Origin of the sequence: Paenibacillus koleovorans NBRC 103111 (assembly GCF_004000845.1) — a bacterium.
GTDB lineage: Bacteria > Bacillota > Bacilli > Paenibacillales > NBRC-103111 > Paenibacillus_AA > Paenibacillus_AA koleovorans.
On sequence record NZ_BIMA01000014.1, the window covers coordinates 50,715 to 71,658 of the forward strand.

Genomic DNA, 20,944 nt, shown 5'->3' on the forward strand with positions numbered 1-20,944 from the left:
ACGATTGCTATTATAAAGCCAGTTAAGCTAGGGATCATCGGAACGGGAATTTGTTCCAGGGAACTTCATTGGCCTGCAATTGACAAGTTGAAGGAGAAATTCGAGGTCGTGCATGTTACTAGCCGCAGCGAATCGAAAGCCGCCGAGTTTGCCCAATTGTCGGGGGCCAGTAGGTTTAGCACGAGCCACCACGATTTGCTGAACGATCCAGACGTAGAAGCAGTCGTCATTACGTACCCATTCGAAATGAACTACCGTCTTACGATGGACACTCTGCAGGCAGGCAAGCATGTGTTGGTAGAAAAGCCATTTGCAGCGAATATGGAAGAGGCGCAGGAAATGCTTGCGACAAGCCTCAGAACACCGGTCGTGTCCGCGGTGGCGGAGAATTGGTTGTACTGGCCTTTATTTCCTAAACTCCGAGCCTATATCGATGAAGGAAGAGTCGGCGTTCCGCATACCGTCTTAATTAGCAGCTTTTTTAACATCGGGTTGACGAATAAATATTTGTCCCAAAGCACATGGCGTCTTTCCTCGAAAGGCGGATTGATTTTAGACGGGGGCGTTCATTGGATGGCTGGGCTGCGGCAAATGTTTGGGCGAATAAAGTCGGGAATCGGCTTTCCTCGGCAAATGCGTGCCAGCCTGGGAGAGGTGGACAGCCTGATTTACCAGTTTGTATTTGAAAATGGAGTAAATGGTGTCTTTCTAAACAGCGCAAGCACGATAGGCTATCGAAATCCTGCCAATATGGTCATCATTGGATCCGAGGGTTCCATCATCGTGGATAATGGATTTAAGGATGTAACGATCATGACCTCTGAGGGTTCGGAAAAGGAACATATCCCTCTTGGGGATGAGGGATATCAAGCCGAGTACGAGGACTTCTATGAAGCTGTAAGGACGGGAAAGTCGGTGAAGAGTACGTTTGAAGGAGCTTATTATGATTTACAGGCTATGCTTCACGCCTTGGATTCTCAGGGGAAGTGGGAGCAGCTGATTATAGCAGGAGGAATCAATAGGGATGTTAACCTTATTGAATAAGAGTTTGGAGAAGTGGATGCCGCTGATTACGCCGATTAGCGTTATGATCGGGCTGGCGGCCGGCGGCGTCCTTTCTCCGTTTACGAGCTGGGTCCCCTGGATCTTCGCCTTAATGACGTTTGCCGGCAGCCTGAGCATGAACTTCCGGGATATGCAGCGGGTGCTGGTGCATCCTTTGCCGATCCTGGTGTTTTTGTTCGTGCTACATTTGGTCATGCCGCTGTTTGCCTGGGGGGCCGGCCATCTCGCTTTTCCGAACGATCCGCTTACGATTACCGGCATCGTGCTCGTGCTCAGCATTCCAACGGGCATCGTCAGCTTCATTTGGGTGTCTATTTACCGTGGCCATACGGCGCTAACGCTAAGCATGATTCTGATTGATACGCTGCTGTCGCCTTTCATCGTACCGTATACGTTGTCGGTGCTGGTGGGGGCCAAGGTGGAGATGGATACAGTCGGCATGCTGACGCAGCTCGTCTGGATGGTCGTGCTTCCGTCTATCTTGGGCATGGTGCTGAACCAGTTGACGCGAGGGAAGGTCAAGCAGGCATGGAGCCCGACGCTGTCACCGCTTTCCAAGATCGGGCTGGCCGTCGTGATCATCATCAACAGCTCGGTCATTGCCCCGCTCATCACGGAGTGGAACATGAAGATTTTGTACATCGCCCTCATCTGCGTGGTCGTCGTGGCGGCCGGGTACTTACTCGGCTGGCTCGCGGGACGGCTGCTGCGGTTGGACCGCGACATGGCGGTGTGTATGGTGTTCAACTGCGGGATGCGTAATGTGAGCGTGGGAGCAGTGCTCGCCATCTCGTTCTTCCCGCCGCAGGTGGCGTTTCCGACGATTGTCGGGATGCTGACGCAGCAATTGATGGCTTCCTTGTTCGGCTATTTGTTTTTCGGCCGGCGCGGTGCTACTCAGCTCCCGGAATTGCCACGGGATGTGGGGAACCCGAGTTAGTCGGACGGGGTACGGATTACTCAGTGGGAGCCACGTTCAATCTGGGTGCGGAAGATGTGGACCTGTATATCAGATGGACGCAAAATCCAACTTATGGCCTTCGCGAAGGAGGAAACGTGCTCTAGTCCGATTTTTCCCACTTGTGGAGCCGTTTCCGCACCCCCCTTCCCTGATATTCGTTATTAGCTAACTTTCTGCTGACACTAGCAGGGACGGCAGCGATTTGGCACATCCTAACCAACGGCTCGGTTGATCTTCGAGATTGTCGATATAGATCGTTTTCAAGAACTTCGAAATATGGCGCACTTGGTCTTCAATCAGGATCTCTTTGATCTCAGATGGATTTACGGGAACGGCAGGATGGGGCTTGTGGCCGAAATCGGTAAGAGGCACCAGCATGTCAGGGCTCTTCCTGTATTGGCAGTGCTTCGGGAAACGAGGAGAACTGCCGGAATCGTACTTGGACAACCGGACGGATGGCCAGTGTGCCGACAGCAGCGAGCTCGCATCCAACTCCAACACGGCGAAATGTTCAGCAGGTTCTCTTCGTTGATAAGTAGTCAGCATCTTAAGACAATCTTGTCGAGTGGGCCAAAAGAAAACATGCCGGTCCAGGCAGGCTCTGAATTGTTCAACGGTGCAATTGCTTTCCATCATATCGGCAGGTATTCGAAGATGAGCGTTGACCGTTACTTCAACCCCTTCGTAATTTACGGCTTGGCTAGACAAACGTCTTTCGCCATCAGAATCAGGCAGCATTCGTTTGCTTGACCATATCTCATCAAAATGGGAGAGGGCTGCTAAATTTTTCGCTCTAGTAAAATGAAATACAGATTTGCGATTGTCTGACTTCGTTATTCTATCGATGATAGCGGCAATGTCGGCCAGCATGTCACAGCATCTCTCCAAACTTAAATATCTGTATATCCATAAAGTTTGTCCCAAATGCGTTTTTTCCATATCCTCGGTACCAACGGATAGACATGATTTCTTAGTCGAACTAACAGCGGGTTCTGTAGTTGACCGATCATGCCGATCCGCTTAGATAATCGGACGATTCCATTAACACGGGGAACCCGTTTTGCTTCGAACTCTCCAAAGATTTGTTTGATGGATCTCGATGAAGTATAACAAGTGGAGAAGCAGACGGCGTCTTCCAATGCCGTACAAGCGCCAAGTCCAAGGCTTGCCGTCATGGCATGTGCGGAGTCTCCAAGCAAAAGGGTATGACCCCAAGACCATTTATCAACAGGGCGATGGTCATAAATATCCAAATGGATGATTTCAGAATGGTCTTGTCCCTCGAAGATCGCACTTGCTTGATTCGGCAACGAGCTGATAATTTTAGTTACCTCTTCTTTTTTCGAGGCCCCTTCGATGGAGTTTGCTGTCGCAAACCAGTACGTCTTCCCGCCCTTCAAGGGTATGAAACCAAATCGCCCCCCCTCCCCCCAGTACTGTGTCATAGCGTTCTCATATACTGAGGAAAGGGTAGTATTTGAGATTCCACGCCATGATGTATATCCACTGTAACGTAATGAATCATTAATAAATTGACTTCGAACAACAGAATGAATACCGTCAGCCGCGATCACTAGATCCGCTTCGACAGAACGGCCATCATCAAAATGGACTTCCTTTTCTGCAAAATATCGAATTTTTTTGTTCCAGGCGATAGTTCCTTGCTCCAATCGGTTTGCCAAAATACGCAAAAGTACATATCGAGGAATACATACAGTTGGTGTTGAATACTGGATTGGCAGGCTTTCTAACCGTTTTCCCTTGCTTGAGTAAAGGTTTCCCATTGAAAGGATCGTGGAATGCTCCAACACTTCCTCCAGCACATGGAGTTTCCTTAAAGCATGGGTTCCGTTGGACCAAAGCGTTAAAGCCGCGCCACGGGTCTCCAAGCCTTCGTTTTTATCGTAAACCTTAACGTTAACCCCTTTGTTCTGAAGGGCTAGAGCGGTTGCCAATCCTGCGATGCCGGCGCCAATTATAATAATGTTCATAGTACAGTTTCCTTTCCTTATTCCAACACCCACCTCAATCCAGTATAATCGAATCAACCTTGTCCACACCACAGGAGTGCTAACCTCAATGATCACCAACCTCTCAAGCTCTCATTCGAAAAAGATTCTAGTGACCGGCTGTGCAGGGTTTATCGGGTACCATCTCGCTAGCCGACTATTGGAGATCGGGTTCCAAGTAGTGGGACTGGACAATATGAACGACTATTACGACGCGGCGATCAAGCAGGCGAGATTGGGGCTGCTGCAACAGAATCGGCGCTTTTCCTTTCACCGCATAGGCTTGGAAAATCGCTCCGAGCTCGAGCGGATATTCGCCGAGAACGACCCATTTGACGCGGTCGTCAACTTGGCGGCTCAAGCAGGCGTGCGCTACAGTCTGGTCAATCCGCATGCGTATACGGACGCCAATCTGGTTGGGTTCGTCAATTTGTTGGAAGCTTGCCGCGCCGCCGAGGTCGGTCATCTGCTGTTTGCCTCGTCCAGCTCCGTGTACGGCTCCAACACGATGATGCCCTTCGATGTGCATCATCCCGCCGATCACCCTCTCAGTCTCTATGCCGCTACCAAAAAGGCGAACGAGCTGATGGCCCATTCCTATAGCCATTTGTTCAGCCTGCCGGTGACCGGGCTTCGCTTCTTCACGGTCTATGGACCGTGGGGCCGCCCGGATATGGCGACTTACTTGTTCGCCGACCGGATTATGAAGGGCCAGCCTATTCAAGTGTTCAACCACGGCAGGATGAAGCGAGATTTCACCTACGTCGACGATATAGTAGAAGGAGTAGTCCGTCTGATCGATCGTCCGCCTGTGCCGAATCCATCGTGGGACCGGCAAAACCCCGATCCTGCAACTAGTCATGCCCCCTACAGGCTATACAATATCGGCCATAACGAGCCGGTCGAGCTTATGCGGGTCATACGACTGCTGGAGCAGTACCTGGGCAAGGAAGCCAAGCTCGAATTTCAGCCGATACAGCCGGGCGACGTGGAAGCCACCTATGCCGATATTGACGATTTGACCGCGACGGTGGGCTTCAAACCCTCGGTATCGATCGAAGAGGGGCTGCGGCGATTTGTCGACTGGTACCTGAGCTACCATCACAATTATTCCGGTTGACGGGTAGGCAAAATGCTCCTATAATAAGCTAGTGCATATTATTGAGAATGATTCTCACAACCGTGCGACTTTCCTTTTTCGAAATGAGCAGCCCCTATGTATACGCTAAAAAAATGGCTCGTCCCGCTTGCCGGTGTTTGCCTCTTCGGGCTATTCCTCGCCATGACCTGGCTCTGGTTCGACAAGGATGAGCTGAAGCGGCTCCTGACAGCAACGCTCCAAGAGCCTTATTGGCTCGTCCTGATGTTCGCCGTGTACTGGCTTTCCTTCGGGCTAAAAGCGATTGCTTGGCGCGCCTACGCCGGTTCGGCCGATGAACCGCTGCGTATTTATTACCATGGCATCATCTACAGCCTGCTCGTAAATCATTTATCGCCCGTCAAGGTGGGGGATCTCGTGCGGGCGGGCTTCCTCATGAAGGCGGCGTCTGCCCGTTGGGATCGAGCTTTGCATTCCGTCGCCGCCATGCGCGCGTTGGACATGCTGATGCTCGGCACGATCGCTTGCGGCGGACTGCTCTGGCTCGGACTGCCGGCGTCGTGGGTGAAGACGGTCGTCTTGTTAGCCGCGGGAGTGGCGCTCCTCGCGCTCTACCGGCTTCCGGCGGTACGCCGTTTGCCGTTCATCGGCGCACATCTCACAATGCTCCATGAGACGATGCTGTCGGCGAAAGGGCTGCTGATCGTGCTCGCGGTTGCGGTCAGCTGGGTGCTGGAAGCCGGCGTGCTGTACGGCATCGCCAAGCTGGCCTCGCTGGAGCTCGGCGTAGGCACGGTGATCTGGGCGAACAGCGTGACGATCGCCGGACAAGTCGTGCATGTCACCCCAGGCGGGATCGGCACCTATGAGAGCACCTTGAGCGGCTCTCTGGCCGCGCTTGGCATCGGCTGGAAGGAAGCTTATGCCGCAGCCGTCTGGTCGCATATGTTCAAGTTTTTGTTTTCCTTCGGCGTCGGCGCTTATTCGGTCATTCGCATGCCGATCGGCTGGAAGGAGCTGTCCCGCTGGTTCATGGCGAAACCGTCCAAACCGCCGGAAGCTGAGGCGCCACCAATAGAAGGAGTGAATTCCCGATGAAACATGCTTCCCCTTTCGAAATCGTAGCGGCCCGCTGCTGGAATATGCTGAATGAAGGTAAACCGTTTACGCCCATCTTCGTGACCGGCGTGTTCCTGCTGTTCCGCGTCGGTTCGTGGTCCGATGCCGGCTTCTGGAGCGCGACAGGGTTATCTCTTCTACTAGCGCTACCGATTCTCGTACTCTATTATTGGTTCGACTTTCCTCTACTGCTGCGCAACTATTTGTGGTTTCCGTTGTTGGCTGGCGTGCTCTTATGGGAGCCTCAAAATTACGGTCTGTACGCGCTTGCGCTCGGCCTCTTTTTCTTTTTTACCGTCTATTTCTGGGGCACGTTCTACTATCATTTGCGAATCGGCACGTCTTGGTGGAATTTCAAACGGTTCTGGAAGCTCGTGCTCAAAAACAGCGATTCCACAAGCGGCAATGCCCAGGAGCAGATGCCGAAGTTTTTGCTCATCCTGCTGATTTGGAACCATTTCTATCGGTTGTTCGAATCGGGAGGGGGGCCGGGTGAAGGTGCATTCTCCGAGTGGGCTCAGGAGCATCTGTTGCCCTACGGGCTGTTCGTCGCCGCCTTGTGGCTGTACAGCTATATCCTGCATGCGAATTTGTTCGACTGGAAGCCTGCGGAAAACGCACCTCTGACCCCGAAGCCTGCAACTCCTCCTCAAGCTATCAACGAGAAAGTCATTGTCATCGTTATCGACGGTATGCGCAAAGAGAGATTCGAGGAAGCCGACGCTCCTTTTCTGAAAAGGCTGAGGGCCGAAGGCACAGAGTACACCCAGATGGAGACCGTCTATCCGGCGCGAACCGTCGTGTGCTTCTCCTCCATGTTCACAGGCACATACCCAAGGGAGCACGGCATCCGCTCGAATATGGTGTGGAAGCTCGGGATCAAGGTGGAAAGTATCTTCGATTCGCTGCGCAAGGTCGGCAAGAAGGGACGTCTGCTCGGTATCGCTCACTTGATCGATTCGATGGGCGACGATGTGGAAAGCGTCACGGCGGTCATGCACAACGATGTAGCGGATCGCAATATTATCGAACGAGCTAAGCGCATTATGGCGGAGCAAAATCCGGATTTGCTGGTGGCGCAGCTCATCGGCGTCGATCAAACCGGACATAGTCAGGGCGTACTGTATGACGAATATTTGCAAAAAATTGCGGGGGCCGACCGGTTGATCGAGCATTTCGTACAGTGGATGGAAGAGCGCGGGATGCTGCGGAATGCGACCTTGATCCTATGCGCTGACCATGGACAGGCGGATGGGATCGGGGGACACGGGCATCTGGATGAAGGCGAGCGCTTCGTCCCGTTTTTCCTGCATGGGCCGGCGGTTCGGCAAGGGGTGCGCATCGATGAGAAAACATCGCTCATCTCCATGGCGCCGACGCTCGCTCACCTGCTAGGGGCGCCGTTCCCTAGCCATAGCCGCGGCACCGTGCTGTCCGCTGCGTTGCACGACGAGAAGCGATGAAGCGCCATGTCCTGACGTTCGGAGCTGCTGCGTTGGCCATTGCGGTTCTTGCCGCTTCCTTCTACTACAGCCTGCAGTACGCCGCGCCATGGGCAAGGTCTTGGGACGAGGTAGACTTCGCCCTTGCGCTCGACCGGTTCGATCTGCTGGCGATGCAGCCGCATTTTCCAGGCTACCCTTACTACATTCTGGGTGGCCTGTTCTTGCATCGCTGGATTAGCGATCCCGTGCTGGCGCTCTCGGCGTTCAATGCCGCGATGGCGCTTCTGTCGGCGCTGCCGATCACCCTGCTAGCCCGACGCGTTGTCGGCCTTCCCAGCGGGCTCCTTATCGCCGCGCTGCTGTCTACGACGCCATACTTGTGGCTGATGGCCGCCCGCCCGATGTCCGAATGTGCGGGTATCGCCGCGCTCTGGTGGTGCTTATGGAGCGTGCGAGAGTCTCTGGAGCGGCCCGAATCGAGAGCTCGCCATCTCGTGGCACTCGTTTGTTTTAGTTTGCTGATGGGCATTCGCCTTTCTTTTTTTCCATTCGGCCTCTTGCTTGTCCTGCTATGGGGGAGGCGCTATCGAGCGAGCAAAACGTCTAATTCGATTCGCAACCGCAGACTGCTCGCTTCGGTTGGTGCGGCGGGGCTGTTGCAGCTAATCTGGGTAGGCGGTCTGGCGATGTCGGAAGGCTCGCCGGCCGGATTCTGGAAGCTGTCGGCGGCGTTCGTCGAAGGGCATTTCTCGGAGTGGGGAGGGGGTGTCGTGGCGACGCCTATGCCATTCCTGGAGCGGGTTCTCCATCTGTTCGGGAGCAATCTGATAGGGGATGCCATGCTTGCACGGTCAACAGGGGCAGGTGGGTTGTTGCTTGCTCTGATCGTGCTGCTTGCCGTCGCGTGGCGGATGCAGAAGAAAGCGGGTGTAGGTGAAAGCTATTCCGCTTCCCAGCCCGCTTCGAACTCTTCCGCTTCAAACGATCGCCGCTTCTTCATCTGGCTGGCGGGGGCTGCCGCCTTCTACGCCCTGTGGGCGCTTTTCGGCCAAAACATTGAGAAACCACGCCACATCGCTCCAATCGTCGGACCGCTGCTGTTCCTGCTCTACGTAGGGGTCTTCCGCACGGGAGCCGCGTACTGGCAGTCCCGCCGCCTGGCGCTGATGCCTATTGCCTTGTTCGCCACGGCCATCTCGCTCCTGTCTCTACAGCTCGTGCACGGGGAACGTTTGCTGCAGCAGCAAGCAGGGGAAGAGCCGGCTGTATATCAGCTCCATCGCTATTTGGAAAGCCAAACCACGCCGTTCCGGCTGTACACATGGGAAGAAACGCGCGTGCTGCAGTACGCAGGGGCGGAGTATGAGCATGCTCGTATTTACACCTACCCCTATTTCCGATCAGCAGCAGAAGGTCTGGAAGGCCGACGCATCCTGCTGACCGACCATGTAGTGGGCGGCTTTCGCAGCCAAGGCTATGACATAAGCAGTCAGCTTCGAGAGGTGGCGGAGTTCCGCTCCAATTCCTTATTCGAGCCCGTCTACAGCCGCATCAAGCTTTATGAATATCGCGAGTAGGTTACGTGCACTCGCATACCGATCAGGTCCTCTGGCGAAAGAGTTCAGTTGGCGCGTGAGGAGGACAGGAAGAGGGGTTACGACCGTTGCTGAAAGCATGGCCCTTGGATTGAAGTTTAGTCGTTGTTGGGCCACCATTCAAAGACGAAACAAGGCCCCAACTTTACCCAGTCGGACACAGAGGACCTTTGTACGCAGTCCGAAAAAGTCGGACTGCAGGGCAGCTCGTAGTCTGGATTTGCTCCTCAGTCCGATTTTGCCGGATTGGAGCGAGGGGTTCTGCAAGAGGTGCGTAAAAACGCCACTGCAATTGGGTGAATTCGGACTGGAGCTCCAATCACGCTGTGAGGGTGCTGCGTAGTCAGGAAATCGGACTACATCGGCATGGAGTTAGCTAGGCTCGACTCCCTAAAGGATAGTTACCGGCTGGAATCGGTGGTGTCTTGCTAGAACATGTGGGTTTTATAACAAACTCAGCCTCCGCTAATACCCGCAGCAAGTTTGCTAATAACGAATATCCGTTAGTTATGCGGCTGTCCCCCGATAATACCCGAAATATAACAAACTTCAGTTTGTTATCAGCCAACTTTCGTTCTCTGCCCCCGTTTGCACCAACCTGCCACACCTGAGACTGATTACTTGTCCAACCTGCTACTCTATGCAACCACCCACACGGTTTGCCCTTCCAGTTATTTAATGTCAAGAAAAGCCTGCAGCTTAAGCTGCAGGCTTCTGTTCATGCTCTGTCTTCTGCTCCCGGCGTTTTTTCTGAACACCCAGCAGGAAGAACGTAAGGAAGTAGTACGCCCAATAGGCGAGAAACTCTTCAATTGAAGGATTCTGCGTATAGCCGAGGAAGGCCTTCATGAAGATGCCGACTTGACCGTTGATGAACGGCTCGCCGCCGGTGTCGCGAATGAATTGCTGCTCATCCAGCGGATGCTCCGGCATAAACGCCGTGATGTTATAGATCTCGCCGATCTCCCCTCCGGGTGTCCGGTACATCGTGCCGACAATTCCCAAGTCTTGCATGATCCCGATGGCTTGCACGAGCAGGCCGGCCGCGATCATCATGAGGAAGACGCTGGTGATGCGGAAGAAGGTGCGAAGCTTGATCCTCCGGGTCCCCCGGAAAAACAAGAGGCCTACGACGAACGCTAGGATGAGACCGGCCAGTGCGCCCCAGCTCTGGAGCGCCTTCTGAATATCGCCGCCTGTAATCGCAGCGAAGAAAAACACCGTCTCCACGCCTTCCCGAACGACCACAAGAAACGAGTGGACGACCATATTGAGTGCGCCGCCGACCGTCAAAATATGCGCAATCTGATTTTGCACCTTGCCTTGCAAATCCGCGTTTTGTTGACTCATAAACATAACCATATGGGTCAACAAAACGCTGGACACGAGCATGATGCCGATCTTCAAATAGTTCTGGCTGCCGATGCTGGCGTAGCCGGTAAAATAAACCTGGAACGCCAAGGCGACCGCGTAGCTGGCGAACAGCGCCAGCAATACGCCGAGCCAAACCCATTTGCTCCAGCTGCGCTGCTCGATGCGAGCCAGATAAGTCAGAATGACGCCGACGATCAAGATCGCCTCGAGCGCCTCGCGAAAAGTGATTAAGAACGCCTGCAAATCCATGGGCTGCCCGTCCGGATTAACGGCCTACGATGATCGAGCCGTCGTAGTAGAACACGCGCTTGCCGAAGAGCTCGGTGATGGCGCGGAGCGGGATGAAGGAGCTGCCGTTCTGGATCAGAACCGGCTGGTCGAGCTTCACTTTATCGTTCACGATGCCGTCTTGAATGACATCCGCCGAACCGACAACAAGCTCCGTTGTTTTGCCATCCTTAGCGATCTTAACGGTTTGCGTAGCGTCATCGTACGAGACAACGGCTTTCAAGGCTTCCGCGATCAGACGAACCGGAGCAAGCGTACGGCTCGTTTCCAGGCTCAGGAACGGTGCGTTTTCGGCTACTGCCGCTTTGCCGTCTACTTTGTAATCCACGGAGTTCAGCTTCAGTTGAATGCCTTCTTTCTCCGCGTTGTAAGTCAGCAGCTGGAAGCCGATCCGCTCAGCCTCTGCCAAGTTTTTGTTGTCCACCGCTTGGATGAACTGCTCAGCCAGCGTCAAGATCGCTTTGTACTTGTCAGGGCCGAAGAACACTTCTTGAGTCGAAAGGAACATCAGACCTTCCATCACATAACCGCGTGCACCTGGAAGGTCGCCGGCTTCGAGCTTCGTAGACACTTGCTTGAAATATTCGTTTACTTTACCGACCATAGTGAGCTGAAGCGCATCGCCGATCGTTTGTTTGTTCAGCTTGGTCATGTCGGCGTTCGCGAAGGCGTTCAGGATCAGGTTCGCCTCTGCGGTGCCGCCCCCTCTCAGGTAGGTGTAGACCGGCATGTACAGGAAGTAGCCTTCCGTAATAGCGGCCGGCAGGTCGGCAGGCGCCTTGGTTGGGATGCTCTCGGCGTACGTATATGTAGCCAGGGCGTATGTCTTGATCAGCGTCTTGTCCAAAATTTGGCGGTGTGCATTGAAATCATCGGTTTTGCCGCCGGCAATGTCGGCCTGCAGCTGCTCGAGATTCCCCTTCAGCGTGCTCACCATATCGATGCTGTATTTCAGGTCGCGTTTCTCAACTGTGCTGAGCAGGACGCCTTCGTAAAGCTGAATCACTTTGTCGAAGCCTTTCGTTGCAGCAGCCAGGTCGCCGCTAGTCATAGCCGGACGAACGACGGTGCTGATCAGATCGCGAAGCGCGAAGTAGAAGTACCATTGCAGCCCTTTGTCGATCGCTTGTTTCGCAGAGCCGGCCGGCAGATCGCCCTTGATGGCGCTGTCGACAACGAGCATAATGCTGGCGTCGATTTTCGGATCGTCCGCTTTAATCACGGCTTCTACACGTTTGACTTCCGTTTGAAACTTCTCTACGTAGAACTTCTTGATAGCAGCCAAGTCCGGTTTGTCCGTGAACATAGCCTTGATGTCGGCGAACGCCTTGACTCGTTCTGCAATAACCGGATCTTCCGTAATCTTGAACTTGCTCTCCGCCCCAGCGGCGGAAACGAAGACGAACAAGGATGATAAGACGAGCGAAAGACTTAGCAACAACTGCATAAAACGACGCATGAACTTCTCTCTCCTTTATATTTAAAAATAAGGTTACAACCATTTTTTGCGTCGCGCGAACCAGATCGCTCCGGCTCCCGCGATGATAACCCCGCCGATGACGATGAATGTTATCCATGGATTCGTCCGGTCGATCCGCTCCATGGGAGCGTGCCCGGCCAATTCTTTGCCTACGGTCGGACTAGCCGATGAGGATGGCGATGCGGTTGCGGCAGGGCTTCCGCTCGGAGTGGACGTAGAAGCGGCTCCGGTCGCAGACGAATTCGTCTGCGGGCTAGTGCTTGGCGTCGGCGACTGCGACGCGGCGGTCGTCTGTGCCGGCGACGCGGAAGGCGATGGCGCCGTGCTTGCAGGTGGCGCCGTGCTGCTCGCGGCAGAAGTCGGGGTCGGTTGCGGCGCCGTAGTGCTCACCGGCGTAGTTGACGGTTCTGGCTGCACGACGACCGGCGTAGGTGTAGGCGTCGGAGTGGGTTGAGGCGTAGCCGGCGCCACATAAGCTTTGTAAGGGAACAGTGGCTTGACCGCGCTTAGGATGCCGTCCACTTTCGCTTTGAACACCTCAGGCTGCGCCGCGCGTTTGCCTACTCCGAACAATCCGGGATTGCCAAGTGCGTTCAACGCCTCGTCGAAAGCTTTGTCGATATCGGCAAGCTTCGGATTGATGGATGGGGCTAATGTGTCGTATGTAGCCTTGGCTTTGGCGAGCAAAATCTTCGTCGCGGCATAGTCGCTGATCCCTTGCAGGGAGTACGTAAAGCGGCGTTCAAGGTTCATGACGAGAACGGCTCTGAAATTGGCGATCAGCAAGCTCTTGTCGCGGGCAGACAAGTTCTTGTCGAGCGTGACCGCCACCTCTTCGCCGAAGTGAGAAGCAATCTCCGAACGTCTCACCTTGTACGCCTCTTCCGCAGTTGACCAGTTCGGGGTCGCGGCACTTAGTTCGCTTTCGATCAGCTTGTACGTTTCGGCTACATCTTCCGTATTCGCATCTCCATAGGAGTAAGCACCGGCTTGACCAGGCGCCAGCGAGTACACCAACGCAGCTGCAACGAGCATAGCTGTAAAGAACCACCGTTTCATGGGAACACCTCGTTGTAAAAATGGATTGCTTGAGCACAAGTGCAATGATAATGATTATCAATTGTGGTGTCAATACGTATAGGCAGCCACAAAAATATTTATTTTTCACATCGTTTTCTAATTTTCGTGGGTTATAATGTCCATGTTTAACCGTTGATTCTCATTCTCAATTAGAAAATAGAGCCGAATGCAACTTGCCGTAATCCTTGGAAGGAAGAGCTGACGATATGAACAACATCGAGCCGGACAAGAAGCTTGTAGTATTTATTCCCGCACACAATGAGGTCGGAAACATCGAACGCGTCATTGCGCGAATCCCGAGAACCTTTCACCCTCGCTACACGGTGGAGGTAGTCGTCATCGACGACGGATCGACGGACGGGACAGCCGAAGCGGCTAAGCTGGCCGGGGCGGACCGGGTTCACTCTTTTCCGGTCAATCTGGGTCTGGGGGCTGCCGTTAGGGAAGGATTGGCGCAGAGCTGCCTGCTCGATGCGGATATCGGCCTGATGATCGATGCGGATAATGAGTACCCGCCGGAACAAATTCCAGAAGTCGTCGCTCCGATCATTCGAGGAACAGCGGATTATACGTTCGGGTCCCGGTTTAAAGGCAGCATCGAGGGAATGAGGCTCAATCGCCGTTTGGGCAACTATTTTTTTGCACTGGTGCAGTCTATCCTGCTGCGCAAATGGATTTTCGACGGCCAGTCGGGGATGCGCGGGTTTTCCCGGTCTGCGATGGAGTGTGCGGAGATCATTCACGATTACAACTATGCTCAAGTGTTGACCTTGAATTTGTTGCGCAAGGGCTTCCGGTTGGAGGAAGTGCCGATTGCATATAAAGTTAGGACCCATGGAAGATCGTTCGTCAAGTTCCGGCAATATGTAACATCGGTCATCCCGGCTATGTACAAGGAAATGAGAAGACCCGTTCCATCTTCATACAGCCGCGCGAATTGGAGAGCTGCCCGACTGGAAAGCGGCAACGGCAGTCCTCGAGAGTAATCGAAGCAATCAGTTGAATGGAAGATGCTTGTGCCGGATGCATAAGTGTCTTCCGCTCTTTGCATTTACGGGGATTCGCCCGGGTTCCATCCGAGAAAAAGGTTGAACGCAGAGGCGATATCTTATAGAATAATAGATAATAATGATAATCATTTTCAGTGGATGGGCGGAAAGGCTGGCATGAAGAAGGTACTGCTGATTGAAGATGAGAAAAACATGTCGAAATTTATCGATCTCGAGCTGAGGCACGAGTCTTTTGCCGTTACGGTTGCTTTCGAAGGCTATGACGGCTTGCATATGGCTCTGTCGGAGGACTGGGATCTCATTTTGCTGGATATTATGCTGCCCGGACTGGACGGTCTGGAGATTTGCCGGCGCATCCGGATGCACAAACAAACGCCTATCATTATGCTCAGCGCAAAAGACAGCGTAATGGAGCGGATTCGCGGTCTGGATTGCGGGGCTGACGACTATTTGCCGAAGCCTTTCGCGATCGAGGAGCTGCTGGCCCGCATGCGCGTCGTTTTCCGCAGGCAAGGGGGACAAGAGGCGAAACCGAATGAGATTTCCACATTGGTTTTTCAAGATTTGAGCCTCAATCCGGAAACTAGAGTTGTCCAGCGCGCAGGCGAAGTGATCGAGCTGACCAAACGGGAATACGATTTGCTGGTCATGTTCCTCACCCATGTGAATCGAGTGCTGGAGCGGGAAACTTTGCTGGATCAGGTATGGGGCTTCGAGGCGGCGGTCGATACGAATGTGGTCGATGTGTATGTCCGGTACTTGCGGCTCAAGATCGACCTCCCCGGACAATCGAGCTATATCAAAACATTGAGAGGCATTGGTTATGTGATGCGCAAATGAAATTCACTCGTTGGGCTCGATTTTTTTCCCGGATACCGATCAAGTTCAAGCTGACGCTCTGGTCCACCGTGCTCATTATGGTGCTGCTATTGAGTAATTACGGCCTTCAGTATCTGGTCATGGAAAAATGGATCATTCATCGAGAAAAGAGCAGCGTGCAGCGCAATATGAACGAAGTGCTGAACCATGTTCTGGAGCAGGAAACGAACTTCAAATCGGAGCAGCTGAAGGACATCAAACAATTCCTAAGCAAAGTCAATCGCGAAGATCAGATGATCCGGATTGTCGACGATGACGATAGTCCGATTGTGACGGTCTCCAATGATGTGGCGGAGCATCTGACGCCCCCCCGGTCCGTCTCCGTACAGCAGATTTCGGTCTATCGAATGGAGGCTGGCCCTGTATTGGTGATGAGAAGTCCGTTTACGATATTCGAGTTCAACGGAACGGTCGAAATTGTGAAATCGATGGCTGTGTATGAGCAACTGATCGATACGCTTCTGGAAGTAATGCAAGTATTCGCTGTCGTTGCGGTATTGCTAAGCCTGCTCGTGGGATGGCTGATTGTGCGGAAAATGCTGAAGCCGCTGCAGGCGATGTCGCAAACGATTCGGGATGTGAACCGGAACGGCTTGCAGGAAAGAATGATTCCCGCCCACAACGGCGACGAAATCTCGACTCTGATGGTGCAATTCAACGAAATGATGGACAAGGTCGAGGAGTCGTTTTGGCAGCGCAGCCGTTTCGTCGAGGACGCATCTCATGAGCTGAGAACGCCGATTGCCATTATTGAAGGCCACTTGACGCTGCTGAGTCGGTGGGGCAAAAACGATCCGAACGTATTGGATGAATCGCTTCGCGCCTCGCTGGATGAATTTAGCCGATTGAAAGGGTTGGTCTCGGAGCTGCTTACCTTGTCACGGGCGGAGAAGGACATGACTCCTCTGGAGAGGCCGCTTGCGAACCCGGTGGGAACGATCGGCGCCATACTGGAGCGGTTTATGACCCTGCATCCTGATTTTGAGATCGAGCTTGAATTAGAGAACTTGGAAGGCTACGCCTTGCTTGTCTCCCCGGATCATCTGGAACAGATCATGCTCATTCTGCTGGACAATGCCGTCAAGTATTCGAAAGCTGCCAACACGATTCACGTTCGAGCTGGTCTGGACGTGCCGTATGCAACCCTTATGATCGAAGATCAAGGCATCGGGATTCCGGCGCAGGATTTGCCTTACGTTACCGAGCGATTTTATCGGGTAGATCGGGCGAGAAGGCGCACCCAGGGCGGGAATGGGCTGGGATTGGCGATCGCCAAGCGGCTGGTGGAGCGGTATCAGGGGAAGCTGGTCATCCGAAGCGAAGAAAATGTGGGCACGGCGGTTACCCTATACATCCCCCTTACGCCGGACGGAGCAAGCAAGAAGGAGGAATCCGCGTGAAAAAGAGCGTCTTGGTCTGTTTGATTATGGCCGTCCTGTGTTCGGGCTGCGACTATGCCTGGTTCGGTCGAGGCTTGCAGGAGGATGCCGGAGGGGTAACCGTGTATACGGCCCGGCACTATGAGGCGGATTCCGCTCTATTCGAGGCGTTTACGAAGCAAACCGGCATTCGGGTGCATGAGATCAAAGGAACGGCGGAGGAATTGATCGGCAAGATGGCGCAGGACAGGGAAAACGCTGTCGCGGATCTGTTTTTCACTGTGGACGGGGGCGTCCTGAGCAATGCCAAACAAGCGGATGTGCTCCAGCCTCTGCGCTCCGAGATAATTGACAGGCAAGTGCCTCAGCAATGGCGCGATCCCGATCAGTATTGGATTGGGGTGACCAGAAGGGCCCGCGTGCTCGTCTATTCGAAGGATCGGGTCAGGCGGGAAGAGCTGTCCACCTACGAGGAGCTGACGGATACCAAGTGGAAGGGTAGGCTGCTCGTCCGCTCTTCGCAAAGCTTATATAATCAATCGCTGCTGGCTTCATTTATTTCCCTGAACGGGAAGGATCGGGCTATGCAATGGGCGAAGGGCGTTGCAACGAACCTGTCCCGCGCTCCGGAGGGCGGCGACCGTGAGCAGGCGCTTGCTATCCTCGACGGAGTTGGGGATGTGGCGATCATGAACACCTACTATTTCGGCCAATTGGCGAATTCGACCGACCCTGACGAGGCTAGAGTTGCCGATCAGCTGGCTGTTTTTTTTCCCAATCAGCTAACAACAGGCACCCATATCAACATTAGCGGCATCGGTCTTGCCCGCTATGCGCCGCACAAGGCAAATGCGATTAAGCTGGTGGAATATATGACGAGCCGAGAAGGGCAGACGCTGCTGGTGAACAAAAGCTATGAGTTCCCGGTGAACGAAGAGGCGACCTTGCCCAAGCTATTGGAATCGTGGGGGACGTTCAAAGCGCAAGAGCTGGATTTCTCCGAGCTCGGTGCGCATCAGCAGGCCGCGATTGAACTGTTCCGGCTTGCCGATTGGCCTTAAGAGACTTGAGCAACATCTTGTATAGGCTTGATTCATTTCCTCTTTGCTGGGTAAATATACAAAGTAAGTTAAAAACCCTACAGAGGAGTGATTCAGAATGGCACAGAATCAAGACAGGAACCAGAACAAGGAGCAAGACATGAACCAGCAATGGAACCAGGATCGGAAGATGAGCCGGGAAGAAGCCGAACGTCAGGGTGGACAGGCGAATACGAACTTGCAGGACCGCGAGTTTTACCAGGAGCTCGGTCAGAAGCCCGGACAATCCCGCGAGATGGACCCTAACCGGTATCGCGAGGAGGAGAAGAAGCGGCAGGAGGAGCGCAACCGCCAAGGCGGCCAACAACAACCTGATCAGGAGCAGAAACAAAGGAATCAAAATCAATAGTCTCTGTGATATGAAAAATACAACCGTCCGGTCCTCTCTGGGGGATTGGGCGGTTGTATTGTTTCTAAGCGATGTCGGCCTCGCTGGTGGTTGCTTGGCGGCTGTTATACATCGCCAACGATTCCATGACGATCGTATCCAGCGTGGAGGCGTCTGCGAAGTCCTTCAGCAGCTGTCGGGCATATCGCCAGGCGTTGACTTCGATTTGCAGCAAAGTTCGGTCCCGCTCCGCATCCGAGAGATCGCCGTCCAACCGCTCGCACAGCTGTCGAAGGTCGCCGTCCTGCGCATGCCCGAGCTCATGCGCCAGGATGACGGCTATGTACTCCTCCAGCCGGTCCAGGGAGCCGAACAGGAGGAAACATTGCTGCTTCATCGTCTCTACATACAACGTAATGCTGTGCGACGCCATATGGTACTTGCCCCCGACTAGCCTCTGCTCCGGAAAGCTGGCTTCTACTCGCACGGGAACCCGGCTGCCGGCACGTGCCGACCATTCCTGCACGATTCGTTCCACTCGTTCGTTGTTCAGTCCCGTTCACCCGACTCTCTAGGATGGGAAATCTTCGCTGTTTTCCACAGTTTATCAAACTGCTTCAGAATGTAAAGATGGCGGATGGATACGATTTGGAGATTTGAAGAATAATCGATAAAAGACCCGCTCACCAATGATGAGCGGGTCCCTTAACGGCTAATCCGTTATGTTCCGGGTGTAATATTCGATGATGTCTTTGCGGCGAATAATGCCGAGGAAGATACCGCCCTCTTCGACAACCGGCACGAAGTTCTGATCGGCTGCCAGCTTCAGCATATCGTCCAGATCGGCACCGATTCGGACGCTTTCCATCTTGAATTTTTTCTTGATGGTGACAAGCGGTACTTCGTGCATCGTATCGAAACTAAGGCCGGGAGTAGCCTTCATCTTCCACAACAAGTCTCCCTCGGAAACCGTTCCGCAATAAATTCCCTGCTCATCCAGGATCGGGATGGCCGTATAGTGGCACGATTCCAAGACGTCTAGAGCTTCTCTCATGCTGGAGGATGTCGTGATGTAGGAGACTTCGTGTTTCGGATGCAAAAAAGATTTGATGTCCACAGGATCACACTCCTTTGGTCTATTAAAACATATTTCGCCAAGGAACGCATGTGGTAATTCGTGAATTGGGGAATTTCGACATACTGTGTGTGGCTGAAGACAGTGCGATGTGTCTCCTGACCCGAATGGTGTGGAAAATCACATTTGTTGAAAGATGCGGCAAACGAAGTTTCGAGAAGCTTCAAGGTTTTCATGCTGATTGGGAGCGGTGATTGACGATGCCCTCAAAACGCTGACCCCGCTCGAGCGAGACTGCTTTAAAAGGGCAATCGGGCAGGGGGGGGGATCGAAAATTAGCCATCGGAAAATACAACAGATCCCTCTTTGGAGAAAAGTCGCTGTATTCGGTGCAACATGCTCGATTTCTGGAAAAGGAAACGGACATCCCTAGTCGAATTGGATTAGGGTAGAGGCAGAGAGGAGCATCGAAAGAGTGGACAACTTTAGTTACTATTGCAATACGCGAATTGAAATGGGAGCCGGGAAGATTGATCAGCTGCCCGAGCTGTTGAAACCGTTGCAGATCGGTCGCTCGATTCTGGTGGTCAGCGATCCAGGCGTGGTTAGAGTCGGGCTCGTTCAGCCGATCCTGGATAAGCTGCGTGAAGCCGGATACCGCGTGGAGCTATTCGATGCAGTCTCTCCCAATCCGCGGGACACCGAGTGTCTGGCTGGAGCGAAGCTCTTCGTCGAGCAGCGTATGGAGGCGGTTGTGGCCATTGGAGGCGGAAGCGCCATGGACACTGGGAAGGCAATCGCTTTGCTCGGACCTAATGGCGGAGTGCCTCTTGATTATATTGAGGGGACCCTGAGCTACACGAATATTGCGCCCATCGTCTGCGTACCGACCACTGCTGGAACAGGCGCGGAGGTCACAAGATCTTCGGTCATTACCGAGTCTTCCACACATCGGAAGCTTACGCTCAAACATGCAGCATTGCGTCCACTCTTAGCCGTGCTCGATCCGAGGCTGACGTTTACCGTACCGAAATCAGTTACAGCTGCCACTGGTGTGGATGCCTTGGTTCATGCGATGGAGGGCTATTCATGCAAAGTGACGAATCCAATCTCTCAGGCGTTGGGCGCAAGGGCGATGGGGACGATTGCTTCGGCTTTGCCGGCGGTATTCCGGGACGGCCACGACGAGAAAGCGCGGTTCGCGTTGCTGGAGAGCAGCTTGCTGGCGGGGTTATGCTTCGGTTCAAGCGATGTTGCCGCCGTTCATTGTTTGGCCGAAGCGCTAGGCGGACTATACGATACCCCTCATGGGGTGGCGAACTCCGTATTTTTGCCGTATGTGCTCCAATTCAATGCCCTAACGGAAACCGCAATTCATGCCGAAATGGCCCGCCATATGAGGTTTGCCGATGCTTCCGATTCGGATGAGCAAGCGACCGCTAAGCTGATTCGGGGAGTGAAGGAGCTGACTTGCGGCTTAGAGATTCCGAAGCTGAGGGAGTTGCCGGGGGTTCAACGTGAGGATTTTGAGAAAATTGCCGAGCTGGCTTATTGTAATAATTCGACTCCAAGCAATGTGAGAGCGATTGGTCGCGATGATTATTTGGAGATCATTGAGCAGGCTTTTGAGGATCAATGAGGAGTTTTGTCAAGCAGTT

19 protein-coding genes are annotated in these 20,944 nt (G+C 53.6%); 12 read left to right on the forward strand and 7 right to left on the reverse strand.

Annotated elements, in window-relative coordinates:
* The first annotated feature begins 36 nt into the window (after positions 1-36).
* Both PKO02S_RS06830 and PKO02S_RS06835 read left to right on the forward strand, forming a co-directional pair.
* Positions 37-1,044 (forward strand): Gfo/Idh/MocA family protein, encoded by a 1,008-nt coding sequence (locus PKO02S_RS06830; protein ID WP_281280412.1) that lies wholly within the window; start codon positions 37-39, stop codon positions 1,042-1,044.
* Positions 1,025-2,005, forward strand: coding sequence for a bile acid:sodium symporter family protein (locus PKO02S_RS06835; protein ID WP_127580356.1), 981 nt, complete (start codon positions 1,025-1,027; stop codon positions 2,003-2,005). The genes PKO02S_RS06830 and PKO02S_RS06835 overlap by 20 nt, the downstream gene beginning before the upstream one ends.
* Positions 2,006-2,191: 186 nt before the next feature.
* Here PKO02S_RS06835 and PKO02S_RS06840 read toward each other — a convergent pair whose 3' ends face one another.
* Together PKO02S_RS06840 and PKO02S_RS06845 are read right to left on the reverse strand one after the other, a co-directional pair.
* Positions 2,192-2,896: a DUF7002 family protein gene (locus PKO02S_RS06840; RefSeq protein ID WP_127580357.1), complete on the reverse strand. Its 705-nt coding sequence runs from the start codon at positions 2,894-2,896 to the stop codon at positions 2,192-2,194.
* A gap of 20 nt (positions 2,897-2,916) precedes the next feature.
* Positions 2,917-4,017: an FAD-dependent oxidoreductase gene (locus PKO02S_RS06845; RefSeq protein ID WP_127580358.1), complete on the reverse strand. Its 1,101-nt coding sequence runs from the start codon at positions 4,015-4,017 to the stop codon at positions 2,917-2,919.
* Positions 4,018-4,105: 88 nt separating this feature from the next.
* On the opposite strand from PKO02S_RS06845, the gene PKO02S_RS06850 reads away from it, so the two are divergent.
* The 4 genes from PKO02S_RS06850 (at position 4,106) to PKO02S_RS06865 (ending at position 9,275) form a co-directional block, all read left to right on the forward strand.
* On the forward strand, positions 4,106-5,155 hold the full coding sequence (locus PKO02S_RS06850) for an NAD-dependent epimerase (protein WP_127580359.1): 1,050 nt from the start codon (positions 4,106-4,108) through the stop codon (positions 5,153-5,155).
* A 96-nt stretch (positions 5,156-5,251) separates the two neighbouring features.
* The gene (locus tag PKO02S_RS06855; protein ID WP_127580360.1) at positions 5,252-6,232 is read left to right on the forward strand and encodes a lysylphosphatidylglycerol synthase transmembrane domain-containing protein; all 981 of its coding nucleotides are present in this window, start codon (positions 5,252-5,254) and stop codon (positions 6,230-6,232) included.
* Entirely contained in the window at positions 6,229-7,716 is a 1,488-nt protein-coding gene (locus PKO02S_RS06860; protein ID WP_127580361.1) for an alkaline phosphatase family protein, read from the forward strand. The genes PKO02S_RS06855 and PKO02S_RS06860 overlap by 4 nt, the downstream gene beginning before the upstream one ends.
* Positions 7,713-9,275 (forward strand): glycosyltransferase family protein, encoded by a 1,563-nt coding sequence (locus PKO02S_RS06865; RefSeq protein WP_127580362.1) that lies wholly within the window; start codon positions 7,713-7,715, stop codon positions 9,273-9,275. Before PKO02S_RS06860 ends, PKO02S_RS06865 begins: the two co-directional genes overlap by 4 nt.
* Positions 9,276-9,992: 717 nt before the next feature.
* Here the strand turns inward: PKO02S_RS06865 and PKO02S_RS06870 are convergent.
* From PKO02S_RS06870 to PKO02S_RS06880, 3 genes are read right to left on the reverse strand one after another with little or no spacing between them, the layout of a single operon-like run.
* Entirely contained in the window at positions 9,993-10,916 is a 924-nt protein-coding gene (locus PKO02S_RS06870; RefSeq protein ID WP_127580363.1) for an FTR1 family iron permease, read from the reverse strand.
* Positions 10,917-10,932: 16 nt separating this feature from the next.
* On the reverse strand, positions 10,933-12,414 hold the full coding sequence (locus PKO02S_RS06875; RefSeq protein WP_127580364.1) for a stalk domain-containing protein: 1,482 nt from the start codon (positions 12,412-12,414) through the stop codon (positions 10,933-10,935).
* A 33-nt stretch (positions 12,415-12,447) separates the two neighbouring features.
* A complete protein-coding gene (locus PKO02S_RS06880) occupies positions 12,448-13,494 on the reverse strand; it encodes a hypothetical protein (RefSeq protein WP_127580365.1) in 1,047 nt (348 codons plus the stop codon).
* Between the two features lie 227 nt (positions 13,495-13,721).
* Here PKO02S_RS06880 and PKO02S_RS06885 point away from each other — a divergent pair, with 227 nt between their 5' ends.
* The 5 genes from PKO02S_RS06885 (at position 13,722) to PKO02S_RS06905 (ending at position 18,232) form a co-directional block, all read left to right on the forward strand.
* Positions 13,722-14,501 carry a glycosyltransferase family 2 protein gene (locus PKO02S_RS06885; RefSeq protein WP_127580366.1) on the forward strand — a complete coding sequence of 260 codons (780 nt, stop codon included), beginning with the start codon at positions 13,722-13,724 and terminating at the stop codon, positions 14,499-14,501.
* Between the two features lie 180 nt (positions 14,502-14,681).
* A complete protein-coding gene (locus PKO02S_RS06890) occupies positions 14,682-15,365 on the forward strand; it encodes a response regulator transcription factor (protein ID WP_127580367.1) in 684 nt (227 codons plus the stop codon).
* On the forward strand, positions 15,362-16,804 hold the full coding sequence (locus tag PKO02S_RS06895; protein ID WP_127580368.1) for a HAMP domain-containing sensor histidine kinase: 1,443 nt from the start codon (positions 15,362-15,364) through the stop codon (positions 16,802-16,804). The genes PKO02S_RS06890 and PKO02S_RS06895 overlap by 4 nt, the downstream gene beginning before the upstream one ends.
* Entirely contained in the window at positions 16,801-17,844 is a 1,044-nt protein-coding gene (locus tag PKO02S_RS06900) for an extracellular solute-binding protein (RefSeq protein WP_246066865.1), read from the forward strand. The genes PKO02S_RS06895 and PKO02S_RS06900 overlap by 4 nt, the downstream gene beginning before the upstream one ends.
* Positions 17,845-17,941: 97 nt before the next feature.
* A complete protein-coding gene (locus tag PKO02S_RS06905) occupies positions 17,942-18,232 on the forward strand; it encodes a hypothetical protein (protein WP_127580369.1) in 291 nt (96 codons plus the stop codon).
* A 64-nt stretch (positions 18,233-18,296) separates the two neighbouring features.
* On the opposite strand, the gene PKO02S_RS06910 is transcribed toward PKO02S_RS06905, so the two are convergent.
* Complete coding sequence (locus tag PKO02S_RS06910; RefSeq protein ID WP_127580370.1) at positions 18,297-18,737, reverse strand: hypothetical protein; 441 nt, start codon at positions 18,735-18,737, stop codon at positions 18,297-18,299.
* A 186-nt stretch (positions 18,738-18,923) separates the two neighbouring features.
* Positions 18,924-19,328 (reverse strand): CBS domain-containing protein, encoded by a 405-nt coding sequence (locus tag PKO02S_RS06915; RefSeq protein WP_127580371.1) that lies wholly within the window; start codon positions 19,326-19,328, stop codon positions 18,924-18,926.
* 433 nt (positions 19,329-19,761) lie between these two features.
* On the opposite strand from PKO02S_RS06915, the gene PKO02S_RS06920 reads away from it, so the two are divergent.
* The gene (locus tag PKO02S_RS06920; protein ID WP_127580372.1) at positions 19,762-20,925 is read left to right on the forward strand and encodes an iron-containing alcohol dehydrogenase; all 1,164 of its coding nucleotides are present in this window, start codon (positions 19,762-19,764) and stop codon (positions 20,923-20,925) included.
* Positions 20,926-20,944: the final 19 nt, after the last annotated feature.